The sequence below is a fragment of the Lacisediminihabitans profunda genome (genome assembly GCF_008040105.1).
GTDB lineage: Bacteria > Actinomycetota > Actinomycetes > Actinomycetales > Microbacteriaceae > Lacisediminihabitans > Lacisediminihabitans profunda.
In genome coordinates this window covers 105,870-117,281 of the sequence record NZ_VRMG01000010.1, presented here as the reverse complement: position 1 = coordinate 117,281, position 11,412 = coordinate 105,870, and the positions used below count along the sequence as shown (strand labels likewise).

At 68.9% G+C, this 11,412-nt stretch carries 12 protein-coding genes; 7 read left to right on the top strand and 5 right to left on the bottom strand.

What is annotated here, in order from left to right; genetic code table 11:
- The first annotated feature begins 12 nt into the window (after positions 1-12).
- Positions 13-1,212, top strand: a complete 1,200-nt coding sequence (locus tag FVP33_RS15825; protein WP_147784654.1) for a PucR family transcriptional regulator — start codon at positions 13-15, stop codon at positions 1,210-1,212.
- On the opposite strand, the gene FVP33_RS15820 is transcribed toward FVP33_RS15825, so the two are convergent.
- Positions 1,209-1,670: a MarR family winged helix-turn-helix transcriptional regulator gene (locus FVP33_RS15820; RefSeq protein WP_147784653.1), complete on the bottom strand. Its 462-nt coding sequence runs from the start codon at positions 1,668-1,670 to the stop codon at positions 1,209-1,211. The two genes, FVP33_RS15825 and FVP33_RS15820, sit on opposite strands and share 4 nt — an antisense overlap.
- On the bottom strand, positions 1,667-2,533 hold the full coding sequence (locus FVP33_RS15815) for an N-acyl homoserine lactonase family protein (protein WP_147784652.1): 867 nt from the start codon (positions 2,531-2,533) through the stop codon (positions 1,667-1,669). The genes FVP33_RS15820 and FVP33_RS15815 overlap by 4 nt, the downstream gene beginning before the upstream one ends.
- Positions 2,534-3,073: 540 nt before the next feature.
- Here FVP33_RS15815 and FVP33_RS15810 point away from each other — a divergent pair.
- The 5 genes from FVP33_RS15810 (at position 3,074) to FVP33_RS15790 (ending at position 7,826) form a co-directional block, all read left to right on the top strand.
- Complete coding sequence (locus FVP33_RS15810; protein ID WP_147784651.1) at positions 3,074-3,991, top strand: ACP S-malonyltransferase; 918 nt, start codon at positions 3,074-3,076, stop codon at positions 3,989-3,991.
- Entirely contained in the window at positions 3,988-4,986 is a 999-nt protein-coding gene (locus FVP33_RS15805) for a beta-ketoacyl-ACP synthase III (protein WP_147784650.1), read from the top strand. The genes FVP33_RS15810 and FVP33_RS15805 overlap by 4 nt, the downstream gene beginning before the upstream one ends.
- 43 nt (positions 4,987-5,029) lie before the next feature.
- Positions 5,030-5,278 (top strand): acyl carrier protein, encoded by a 249-nt coding sequence (locus FVP33_RS15800; RefSeq protein ID WP_147784649.1) that lies wholly within the window; start codon positions 5,030-5,032, stop codon positions 5,276-5,278.
- Positions 5,279-5,377: 99 nt separating this feature from the next.
- The gene (locus tag FVP33_RS15795; RefSeq protein WP_147784648.1) at positions 5,378-6,613 is read left to right on the top strand and encodes a beta-ketoacyl-[acyl-carrier-protein] synthase family protein; all 1,236 of its coding nucleotides are present in this window, start codon (positions 5,378-5,380) and stop codon (positions 6,611-6,613) included.
- Between the two features lie 22 nt (positions 6,614-6,635).
- Complete coding sequence (locus FVP33_RS15790; protein ID WP_147784647.1) at positions 6,636-7,826, top strand: glycosyltransferase family 4 protein; 1,191 nt, start codon at positions 6,636-6,638, stop codon at positions 7,824-7,826.
- A gap of 4 nt (positions 7,827-7,830) precedes the next feature.
- Here the strand turns inward: FVP33_RS15790 and FVP33_RS15785 are convergent, their stop codons facing one another.
- Positions 7,831-8,310, bottom strand: a complete 480-nt coding sequence (locus FVP33_RS15785; protein ID WP_147784698.1) for a DUF3145 domain-containing protein — start codon at positions 8,308-8,310, stop codon at positions 7,831-7,833.
- 260 nt (positions 8,311-8,570) lie between these two features.
- Here FVP33_RS15785 and FVP33_RS15780 point away from each other — a divergent pair, with 260 nt between their 5' ends.
- Entirely contained in the window at positions 8,571-9,134 is a 564-nt protein-coding gene (locus FVP33_RS15780) for a PadR family transcriptional regulator (protein ID WP_147784646.1), read from the top strand.
- A gap of 16 nt (positions 9,135-9,150) precedes the next feature.
- Here FVP33_RS15780 and FVP33_RS15775 read toward each other — a convergent pair whose 3' ends face one another.
- Both FVP33_RS15775 and FVP33_RS15770 read right to left on the bottom strand, forming a co-directional pair.
- Positions 9,151-10,830: a bifunctional 3'-5' exonuclease/DNA polymerase gene (locus tag FVP33_RS15775; RefSeq protein ID WP_147784645.1), complete on the bottom strand. Its 1,680-nt coding sequence runs from the start codon at positions 10,828-10,830 to the stop codon at positions 9,151-9,153.
- A 51-nt stretch (positions 10,831-10,881) separates the two neighbouring features.
- Positions 10,882-11,313, bottom strand: coding sequence for a DUF779 domain-containing protein (locus FVP33_RS15770; RefSeq protein ID WP_147784644.1), 432 nt, complete (start codon positions 11,311-11,313; stop codon positions 10,882-10,884).
- Positions 11,314-11,412 lie beyond the last annotated feature (99 nt).

Here is an 11,412-nt window from a genome sequence, read left to right as displayed (position 1 = left end):
GCTCGACTTCAGATGACACCGGTGGCGAAGACTAAGGAGCAGACGCTCGCGTGGCTCCGCGCTATCTCCGGCGAGCTCGCCACCGCGACGCTTAAGCGACTCGACGACACGCTGCCCTGGTATGGCGAGATGCCACCGGGGCGGCGGTCGGCGGTCGGTCTCGTCGCGCAGGCGGGCATCACGTCGTTCATCCACTGGTACGACGAACCGACCTCCACGCCGTGGATCGCCGCCGACGTGTTCGGGGCGGCACCGCGGGAGCTGCTCCGCTCGGTGAGCCTCACCCAGACGCTGCAGCTGATCAAGGCGACGGTGGAGGTCGTGGAGGACCGCGTGAAGGGCTCGGACGAGTCCGTGCGCGAGGCGATCCTGCTCTACTCCCGCGAGATCGCCTTCGCCGCGGCGGATGTCTACGCCCGAGCCGCCGAGGCGCGCGGGCTGTGGGACGCCCGCCTCGAGGCCCTCGTGGTCGATTCGATCCTCAGCGGCGAGTACGACGACGAGCTTCCCAGCCGCATCGCGGCCCTCGGCTGGCACGGTCACGGCGAGGTGTCGGTGCTCGTGGGCACCGCGCCGAAGATGCTCGACGTGGACATGCTGCGGCGCACCGCCCGCCACCTCGATGCAGACGTGCTGATCGGCGTGCAGGGAAGCCGGCTCGTGCTCGTGATCGGCCGCGCGCATCCGACCCCCTCGGACGACGAGCCCGCCGGCGCCACCCTCACCCCCTTCCTCGACATCGCCACGGCCCTCGAGCCGGGATTCGGTGACGGGCACCTCGTGCTCGGGCACGAGGTCGCGAGCCTCGTCGAAGCCTCCCGCAGCGCCAAGGCCGCCCTCGCCGGGTTCGCCGTCGCCCGGTCGTGGCGCAACGCCCCGCGGCCGACCCTCGCCGACGACCTGCTGCCGGAGCGTGCCCTCGCCGGGGACGCGCTGGCCCGCTCGACGCTCATCAACCGCATCTACAAGCCGCTCCAGGCGCACTCCACCGAGCTGCTGGCCACGCTCTGGTGCTACCTCGACAACGGTCGATCCCTCGAGGCCACCGCCCGAGAGCTCTTCGTGCACCCCAACACCGTGCGTTACCGCCTCAAGCGAGTCACCGAGGTCATCGGCTGGGACGCGACCGGGGCGAGGGAGTCCCTCATCCTGCAGTCCGCCCTCATCCTCGGGTCGATCGCCGAGCCCGACGGCCCGCTGCGCCGCCGCTAACCCGCGAGGCGCACCCGCCGATCGAAGGCGTCCCCGGCCGGCTGGCCGGCGATTGCCCGCGCCAGCAGCTCGAGCGTCGGTCCGAGGTCGAGTCCCGCGCTTGCGGCATCCAGATCCGCGTAGAGGCGCTGCTCGATCTCGCGCACCCCCGCCTCGGCCGTGCGCCCGGCCGCGGTGAGCGTCAGCGTCACCTGCCGGCGGTCGTCGACCGCGGTGGCGCGCTCCACGAGCCCCGCCCCGACGAGTCGGTCGACAAGGCGGCTGGGGTTCGTGCCGCTCTCGCAGATGAGCAGTTCGCCGAGGCCGGTGAGCGTGAGCGGCTCATGATCGCCCAGGATGCGCAGAACCTCGGACTGCGACGGGGTGAGCCCGAGATCCCGCAGGTCCTGCGTGAGGCGACGGTTGCCCTCCCTCTGGGCCGCGAGCACCAGGTAGCGCAGCATTTCGGCCTGCCTCACCGGGAACCGCTCCGATCGAGCGCCCGCTGAAGGAGGCCGGCCGCCGCCGGGTCGTGCGCCGCGAGGATCACCAGGTCGGGAAGGCGCTCCTTGAGGGCGAGCACCTGGCGCGTCGACTTCAGGAGGCCCGAGCGCCTGCCCACGCCGGGCACGCGCTCGGCGGCGAGGCGCTCCACGTCGTAGCTGAGGTCGCCGACGAAGAGCAGCGGCGGCATCCCCTCCTGCCGAAGCAAGAGCGAGAGCGATCCCGGGGTGTGGCCGGGAGTCGGCAGCAGGACGAGGCTGCCGTCGCCGAAGAGGTCGTGCGACTCGGTGAACGGCGCGATCGACGGGTCGTCGACCGGGGCGGGTGTCACGGGCTCCCAGCGCAGCCCCGGGAGCCGGATGTGCCGCTCGAGCAGACCGTCGACCTCGGCGAACCGGCCGTCGAGTTGTGCCCACTCGCTCCCGCTGACGACGATCCGCGCGTCGCTGAGCTCCGGGAGGCCGCCGATGTGGTCCTGGTGCAGGTGGGACAGCACCACCGTGTGCACGTCCTCCGGCGCGTGGCCGAGCGCACGCAGCCGGGCGGTCAGAGTCTCGTCGATCCCGATCGAGAATTGCGCGAGCCGCGCGTACAGCCGCCCGACGATGCCGCGGGGAAAGTAGCCGGGATCGGTCACCGAGTGCCGGTCCTGGCCCGTGTCGAAGAGCACCAGACCGCGTTCGTGCTCGATGAGGTAGACGTTGATCGGCCGCGCATCCGTCCACCGCCGCGACGTGAGCAGCCACCACAGCATCGGCGATCCCGTCGACTCGACGTGCTGGGGCCTGATCCGCACGCTGCCCGTGCTCAGCATCGAGACCCTCGCGATCGGCTTCATCGTTCCTCCCATTTACATGTCACATCATACAATGTTGTGTCATGTATACCACCGCCCCCTTCCGAAATCCATGCATTCCTGCCGACAGGCCGACTCCAAGACACAGTTGAGCGGCGAGTTGAGCACGATTGCATGGATTTCGGAAGTCGGCGGGGGTCCCGTCGGTGCCCCACGTCGCCCGACGCGAGTCGCCCCGCCCACCTGCCCGAGTGCTCGACACGCCGTGCGTCCCTCTCGACCGTGAATAAGTGCTGGCTGGGACGCGCCAGGGAGCAGTTGGTGACGGCTGAGTGACTCCGCCGGCAAGCACGTCGGGCCGGCATGCCCCTTCCGAAATCCATGCATTCCTGCCGACAGGCCGACTCCAAGACACAGTTGAGCGGCGAGTTGAGCACGATTGCATGGATTTCGGAAGGCGGCGAAGGAGGCGGCGAGGAGAGGCGGGGATAGCGGGGCGGTGTGGATGGTCGCCAAAGGTTCGCCGGGTTCTTGGTGCGCTTCTACAACCCGGCTCGGTCCCAATGGCACGATACTTGGTAAGTGATTGTCGTCGTCTGCCCGGGTCAGGGCTCCCAAACTCCCGGATTCCTCTCCCCCTGGATCGCCGAACCGAGATTCTCGGACCACCTGGGCGCCATCTCCGACGTCGTCGGCATCGATCTGGTCGCGCACGGCACGGTCTCGGATGCCGACACGATCCGCGACACGGCGGTCGCCCAGCCGCTCATCGTCGCCGCGGGGCTTCTCACCCTGTCCGCACTGCTCGAGGGGCGCCGGGACCGCATCGGCGGTGTCGCCGGGCACTCGGTGGGCGAGATCACCGCGGCGGCGGCGGCGGGCATCCTGAGTGAACCGGATGCCATGACGCTCGTTCGCGAGCGCGGCGCCGCGATGGCCAAAGCGGCCTCGCTCGTGAAGACCGGCATGAGCGCCGTGATCGGCGGGGATGAGGCCGAACTGCTGCAGAAGCTCGCCGAGCTGGGGCTCGAACCGGCCAACTTCAACGGCGGAGGACAGATCGTGGTGGCCGGCGAACTCGCGGCGCTCGACGCCCTCAGGGCGACCCCTCCGGCGGGCGCCCGCGTGATTCCGCTTCAGGTCGCCGGCGCATTCCACACCCGGTATATGTCCCCGGCCGTCGACCATCTCCGCGAGGTCGCCGACGGCATCGAATCGCACGATCCGACCCTCCCGATCTGGACCAACCGGGACGGTTCCCGAGTCACCGAGGGGGCCGCATTCGTCGACCTGCTCGTCGGCCAGGTCTCATCCCCGGTACGGTGGGACAAGACAATGGACGCATTCGCGGCCGCTGGCGTGACCGGTCTGATCGAGATCGCCCCGGCAGGAGCCCTCGTCGGGCTCGCGAAGCGCGGCCTCAAGGGAGTGCCAACGGTGGCCGTCAAGACCCCGGACGACCTGGCAGCAGCCTTCGAACTGATTGACGGTAACTCATGACCCAGCTCCAGCAGTCCCACGGACCGCAGTTCACCCGCATCTACAGCTACGGGGCAGCACGCGGTGACCTCGTCGTGCCCAACGAGGAGCTCATCGGCCCGATCGACTCGAGCGACGAGTGGATCCAGCAGCGCACCGGCATCATCACCCGCACCCGCGCCTCGGCCGGGATCCTCGCCGTGGACCTCGCCACCGATGCCGCGCGTGAGGCGATCGAGAAGTCCGGCGTGCCGGCCGATCAGATTGATCTCGTGATCGTCGCGACCATCAGCAATGTGCAGCAGACCCCGTCGATGGCCGCCGTGGTCGCCGACCGCGTCGGTTCCAACCCCGCCGCCGCCTACGACACGAACGCGGCGTGCGCCGGCTTCAGCTACGGCGTCACCCAGGCCGACGCCCTCATCCGTGCCGGCGCCGCCCATTACGCGCTTGTCATCGGCGCCGAGAAGCTCTCCGACGTGGTGGACCCCACCGATCGCTCCATCTCGTTCCTGCTCGGGGACGGCGCAGGAGCCGTGGTGATCGGGCCGAGCGAGACAGCGGGCATCTCCCCCGCCGTGTGGGGATCCGACGGGTCCAAGGCGGATGCCGTGGGCATGAACGCGACCCTCACCCAGTTCCGCGACGGCGTCGCCCCGTGGCCCACGCTGCGCCAGGAGGGCCAGACCGTGTTCCGCTGGGCGGTCTGGGACATGGCAAAGGTCGCCAAGCGCGCGCTCGAGGTCGCCGGCATCACGGCGGAGGACCTCGCCGCCTTCATTCCGCACCAGGCCAACATGCGCATCATCGACGAGTTCGCGAAGCAGCTGAAGCTGCCAGAGTCCGTGATCATCGCCCGCGACATCGCCACGACCGGGAACACCTCGGCCGCGTCGATTCCGCTGGCCACCCATCGCCTTCTTCAGGAGCACCCCGAGCTCAGCGGCGGTCTCGCCCTGCAGATCGGATTCGGCGCCGGCCTCGTCTTCGGGGCCCAGGTCGTCGTCCTCCCGTAAGATAATCAACGGTCAAACGACACACCCCCAAGGAGAAAACACAATGGCATTGTCCACAGAAGAAGTTCTGGCAGGTCTCGCGGAGCTCATCAACGACGAAACCGGCATCGCCACCGACTCGGTCGAGCTGGGCAAGTCGTTCACTGACGACCTGGACATCGACTCCATCTCGATGATGACCATTGTCGTGAACGCAGAGGAAAAGTTCGACGTGAAGATCCCGGACGAAGAGGTCAAGAACCTCAAGACCGTCGGAGACGCCGTGAGCTTCATCGTCGGAGCACAGGGCTAACTGCCACGCACGACGCGGCTGGCCAGCCCTGACCCCGGTCCGGGCTGGCCGCGCCCGCGTGACGATGCAGAATCGTTGATCCACAAGAGAGATGCCGTTATGACCAAAAAGATCGTAGTTACCGGAATCGGCGCGAGTTCCCCCCTGGGCGGGACCGCTCCGGAGTCGTGGAGCGCCCTGTTGGCCGGCGAGTCAGGCGTTCACGCGCTCACTCACGACTGGATCGACCAGTACGAACTGCCCGTCACCTTCGCCGCGGAGGCCAAGGTGCGCCCCGAGGTGGTCCTGGAGCGGCCCGAGGCCAAGCGCCTCGACCCGTCCTCCCAGTTCGCCCTGATCTCGGCGCGCGAGGCCTGGGCCGATGCGGGATCGCCGGATGTCGCCCCCGAGCGGCTCGGCGTGGACTATGCCACCGGAATCGGCGGCCTGTGGAGCCTGCTCAACGCCTGGGACACACTGCGTGAGAAGGGACCGCGACGGGTTCTGCCGATGACCGTCCCCATGCTCATGCCGAACGCGGCATCCGCCGCCATCTCGATGGCCCTCCATGCGAGAGCATTCGCCCACACCGTGGCATCGGCCTGTGCATCGAGCACGGAGTCCATCCACAACGCGTACACCAACCTGCAGCTCGGTCTCGCCGACGTGATCATCGCCGGTGGCACCGAATCGGCGATCCACCCGATCACGCTCGCCTCGTTCTCGTCCATGCAGGCGCTGTCCAGACGCAACGACTCCCCGGAGACGGCGTCTCGCCCGTACAACATCGACCGCGACGGCTTCGTCATGGGCGAGGGAGCGGGCAGCATCGTCATGGAGACCGAGGAGCACGCGCTCGCCCGCGGCGCCCACATCTACGCCGAGGTCGCCGGCGGCGGGGTCACCGCCGATTCGTACCACATCACCGCGAACGACCCTGAGGGTCGCGGGGCATCGCGCGCGATCGCGCTCGCCCTGGCCCAGGCCGGCGCGACCCCGGACGAGGTGGGTCACATCAACGCCCACGCCACGAGCACCCCGGTCGGCGACATCGCCGAGTACGCGGCGCTCAAGGCGGCGTTCGGTGATCGGGTGCACAGCATCCCGGTCTCCGCCACCAAGGGCGCGACCGGCCACCTGCTCGGTGGAACGGGTGCGCTCGAGGCGATCTTCACGATCCTCGCCCTGCGCAACCGCACCGCCCCGCCCACGATCAACCTCACCGAGCAGGATCCGGCGATTCCGCTCGACGTGGTGACCTCGCCGCGCGCGCTGCCCGACGGCCCGCTGCTCGCGATCAGCAACTCATTCGGATTCGGCGGCCACAACGCCGTTCTCGCCTTCAGGAGTGTTTAGTCGGGAGAACCCCGCGTTCCCCATGCGAATTGCCATCCTCAGCGACTATTACTTCGACTATGTCGGAGGCGCCCAGACCTCAATGAGACAGCAGAAGCTCGCCCTCGAGGAGGCCGGCCACACCGTGGTCGTCGTCTCGCCGGCACGGGGAGCCCTCGGGGCGCGCTACCAGAGGGTGGCGGACGGACTGCAGATCAAGCCCCTGTTCCGGTTGCCGGTGCTCGACCTCGCGGTAATCCCGAAGACCGCCAAGAACGTGGCGGCGCTCGAACGCTACCTGCGCGAGGAACACATCGACGTCGTGCACGTGCAGACCGAATTCGGTCTCGCGCATGTCGCGGATGCCGCGGCGGAAGCCATCGGAATCCCGCTCGTGCACACCGTGCACAGCTTCTATTGGGCGAGCGAGGGGCCGCCGCAAGCGTCGGTGGCCTGGTTCATCCGCTGGGCGCTGGAGAAGGCCATCGGCGAGAAGATCCCGAATGTGCTGTTCACCCCCCGCAAGACCGACAATCTGTTGCGCAACCTCGTGCTCGCCATGGCCCGCAAGGCCAAGCGTGTGGTGTCGCCCTCGGCACACCAGGCCGCGGATCTGAAGGACGCGGGCGTCACGGGCGAGATCTTCGTGATCCCCAACCCGATCGCCACCCCAGACCTCCCCTCCCAGGCGATCACCCTGAAGAGCGGCCAGAAGCCGCACTTCCTCTGGGTGGCGCGTTGCGAACCGGTGAAACGGCCCCTCCCGTTCGCTCGCGCGGTCATCGACGCTCTGGCCCGCACCGGCAACGGCTTCACCGTCGACTTCGTGGGCGAAGGCTCCGACCTCGCCGCCCTCAAGCGGCTCGCCGCCGGCCACCCCGAGATCCGAATCCAGGGCGCCCTTCCGCACGACGACGTGCTCGCGCTGATGGACGCCTCCTCGGCCATCGCCCTCACCTCGGTCGGTTTCGACAACCAGCCGATGACGATCGCGGAGGCGGTGAGCCGTGAGCGAGGCGTGCTCTACTGCGACCCCAAGCTCAGCGAGGGACTGCACAACTCGGGATTCCTGGCCGACTCGCCGGATGACGCCGGTCTCGCCGACGCGCTCGTCACCCTGGTGACCACGCCGTCGCTTCTCGTCGAGTTGTCCAGGGGCGCGGTGATCGACCGCGAACTGTTCTCGCCGACACGCTACGTCGAGCGCATCACGAAGGTCTACGCGGCCCGCTGAGGCCCTAGCCGACCTTGTGCAGCCAGACGACCTGGTTGGTGTCGCTGGCGTGGCGGAACGCCTCCAGTTCGTCGTCCCAGGCCTGCCCGAGGGCGAGCCGCAACTCACGGTGCAACTCGAAGGCGTCCGAACCGGCGATCTCCATCGCGTAGCGGATGCGATCCTCGGGGATGACGACGTTGCCCACCGTGTCGGTCTGGGCGAAGAAGATGCCGAGGTCCGGGGTGTGCAGCCAGCGTCCGCCATCGCTCCCGGGCGTCGCGTCCTCGGTGACCTCGAAGCGCAGGTGCTCCCAGCCGCGCAACGCGGAGGCGAGCGCCGCCCCGGTGCCCTGCACGCCCTCCCAGTAGAACTCCGTGCGCATGGAGCCCTTGAGGACGGGCTGTTCCACCCATTGGAAGTTCACGGCACGATCGAGGGCGCCTCCTGCGGCCCACTCGATGTGGGGGCAGAGCGCGCGAGGAGAGGAGTGCACATAAAGCACTCCTCGTGCCAAAGCAACACTGTTGTGATCAGTGAGACCGGCATTGCGTGCAGCCACGATAACTCCATTCCGTTGAGGTGCGACTTCCCCATCGACCTCGGAATGGCCCTTGCGTGCTGCGTATGAAATTTTACGGCAAGCCGTTTTCCCAATTATTGCTGATGGCGGCTCGAAATTACAACTGTGTAGTGCGATGGACTTCGTGTCGGGGCACATTCTCCCTATACTCGGTATAGCTTTGGCAGCAGCGAGGAGGTGCCGTGTCGGTTCGGGACGGCATTCTGGCGATCCTCACCATGGGGCCCGCCTACGGACTGCAGCTGCATTCGGAGCTGACGAGCCGCGCACCGCACCGCAAGCCGGTCAATGTCGGCCAGATCTACGGCACCCTCGATCGCGTGGCCAAGCAGGGGTTGATCGAGCCGGCCGGAACCACGGATGACGCCCTCCCGCTTTACCGCCTCACCGCGGAGGGCCGCAACGCCGCCCTGAAGTGGATGCGGCATCCGATGCTCGACGCGCTGCCCGAGTGGACCGAGATGCTCGACCAGGTGATCATCTCGGGATCGATCGATCCCGTGGCGGCCAAGGCCGTCGCGGAGGACTATCGCCGCTGGTGGGAAGGCGATCTCCGGCGCGCGCGAACACCGACACCGGATGCCTCCCCCGCCACCGAGGTGCACCTCGCCCGGGTCGCCCGCGAAGCCCAGGCGGTGGCGGCAATCGCGTGGCTCGGGGCGGCGATCGCCGCCCTGTCGCACTACGACTCGTCGCGCGCACTCTCCGACGTGCGACCCAGACGGGGGCGCAAGGCACAGGTGTAGCGTCGCCGATCCGCGGCTATTTCGCCTGGCCGTAGTTGTCCACGACCGCCACCGTCAGGGGGAAGGTCACGGGCATCGGTCCGAACATGAGCCGGCCCGCCTCCGCCGCCGCGGCGCGCACCGCGGCCTCGACCTCCGCCGCGAGCCCCTCCGGGCAGTGCACGACCACCTCGTCGTGCATGAAGAACACGAGGTGCGGCGAGTCCGTGATCCACAGTCCGCCGCCGATCTCGTGCAGGCGTCCGCGCAGACCGGCCATCCAGCAGAGCGCCCACTCCGCGGCGCTGCCCTGCACCACGAAGTTGCGGGTGAACCGCCCCCAGCCCCTTGCCTGGCCCCGGGCGCGACTGGCGTCGGCATCCGTCGCGGTCTCGCCATAGGCCTCCGCCTGGCCCTCTCGCCACTCGGAGCCCGGGCGTGGCGAGCTGCGGCCGAGTCTGGTCGTCACGACCTCGCCCTTCTCCCCGGCCCGCGCCGCCTCCTCGACGAGCCCGATCGCCCGCGGATAGGCACGGGTGAGTGCGGGCATCAGTCTGCCGCTCTCCCCCGTCGTCGCGCCGTACATCGCCCCGAGCATCGCGACCTTGGCCTCGTCACGAGTCGCAACGGCCCCGCTCGCCACGATTCCCGCATACAGGTCACCGGCGCTGCCCGCCTCCGCCATGCCGCGGTCTCCCGACAGCGCGGCGAGAATGCGCGGCTCGAGCTGCGAGGCGTCCGCCACCACGAACTTCCAGCCGGGGTCGGCGATGACGGCGCCGCGGATCTGCTTCGGCAGCTGCAGCGCTCCCCCGCCGCCCTTGCTGGCCCAGCGACCGGTCACCACACCGCCCGGCACGTAGTCGGGATGGAATCGGCCGTCGCGCACATTCGTGTCGAGCCAGTGCCAGCCGTTCGCCGCCAGCAGCCTGGCGAGCTTCTTGTATTCGAGGAGGGGCGCGATCGCCGGATGCTTGAGTTTCTTCAGCTCCCACGACCTGGTCGACTTGACCATGAGGCCGGCCACGCCCAGGGCCTTCAGCAGATCCGCCGGGGAGTCGGGGTTGAGCGCCGGCGCCTCGAGCGCGTCGCGCAGGCGGGCGAGGACCGCCTCGAGCTTCTCCGGGCGCTGCCCGCTCGGCGGCCGCGGCCCGAGGTGCTCGCCGAGCATCGCCTCGTGCGCCTCCGCGCTCCACGGGAGCCCCGCGTGACGGATCTCCGCGGCAACGAGCGCCCCGGCGGATTCGGCGGCGATCAACAGGCCGATCCTTCGCGGATCGTCGGCGGCGGCGATGGCCTCCCGTTGCAGGGCGAACTCGACGAGGGTGTCCTCGGCTGCCGTCGACACCGGACGCTCCTCCAGGTCGAAGAGGGTGTGCTCCTCGCGTTGCACCCGGGCCTCCGGCGTCGGCTGGTCCCACGAACTCCTCGCGGCGCTCGCGAGTGCCGAGCCCTCCGTCAGGGCGGAGCCACGCAGGATGGCGTGCGAGAGACGCAGGTCGACGCAGCGTTCGATGCGCACCCCTGCCTCGAGGAGCGGCGGGTACCAGCGGCTCGTGTCGTCCCAGACCCAGCGGGGATGCTCGGCCTCGAGCGGCGCCACCGCCTCCGCCAGAGCATCGAAGGGCACGGTCCTCGGGTCGCCGCTCACGCGGCCGTCGTCGTCGATCGCCTGCAGGACTGCGCCCTGTGGCGCGGAAAACAGGGAGACGTGCACGCTCCCAGTCTGCCGCCTGCCCGCGACATCGGGCGCACGGGGCGGTGCGCGTCACACGAACGGCGCGGCGGTCTCCATCAGACGGGAACGGATCATGAATCGCACGCCCTCTGGCGCCTCGACCGAGAAACCGCTCCCCCGGCCCTTAACGACGTCGACGGACAGGAAGGTGTGGCTCCAGTACTCGAACTGCTCCGCGGACATCCAGAAGTCGATCACCTGGGGTTCGGCGCCTTCCGGGGCGATGTCGAGTCGGCCGAGGAGGACGTCCTGGTCGGAGGTGATGAAGTCCCCGGCCGGGAAGCACATCGGGCTCGAGCCGTCGCAGCATCCGCCCGACTGATGGATCATCAGTGGCCCGTACTGGTCCCAGAGCTTGCGCAACAGCTCAACGGTCACGGGCAGGAACTCGACCCGGGGGATGCTCTCACCCGGGACCGTGACCGACGCGGTGACCACTCCGGAGCTTTCGATGACAGACATCGGTGTCCTTTCGATCTGTATCCAGTATGCGTCGGCCCGACGGGGATCTGGCCGGCCGAGAGGATTCTCGACAGGCCAGATTCCCGAACCGGTGCGGGT

Excerpts from the sequence above, each read along its gene's own strand:
- FVP33_RS15815 (WP_147784652.1), bottom strand. The coding sequence starts at position 2,533 with ATGAAGCCGATCGCGAGGGTCTCGATGCTGAGCACGGGCAGCGTGCGG.
- FVP33_RS15825 (WP_147784654.1), top strand. The coding sequence starts at position 13 with ATGACACCGGTGGCGAAGACTAAGGAGCAGACGCTCGCGTGGCTCCGC.
- FVP33_RS15770 (WP_147784644.1), bottom strand. The coding sequence starts at position 11,313 with ATGTCTGTCATCGAAAGCTCCGGAGTGGTCACCGCGTCGGTCACGGTC.
- FVP33_RS15800 (WP_147784649.1), top strand. The coding sequence starts at position 5,030 with ATGGCATTGTCCACAGAAGAAGTTCTGGCAGGTCTCGCGGAGCTCATC.
- FVP33_RS15790 (WP_147784647.1), top strand. The coding sequence starts at position 6,636 with ATGCGAATTGCCATCCTCAGCGACTATTACTTCGACTATGTCGGAGGC.
- FVP33_RS15805 (WP_147784650.1), top strand. The coding sequence starts at position 3,988 with ATGACCCAGCTCCAGCAGTCCCACGGACCGCAGTTCACCCGCATCTAC.
- FVP33_RS15795 (WP_147784648.1), top strand. The coding sequence starts at position 5,378 with ATGACCAAAAAGATCGTAGTTACCGGAATCGGCGCGAGTTCCCCCCTG.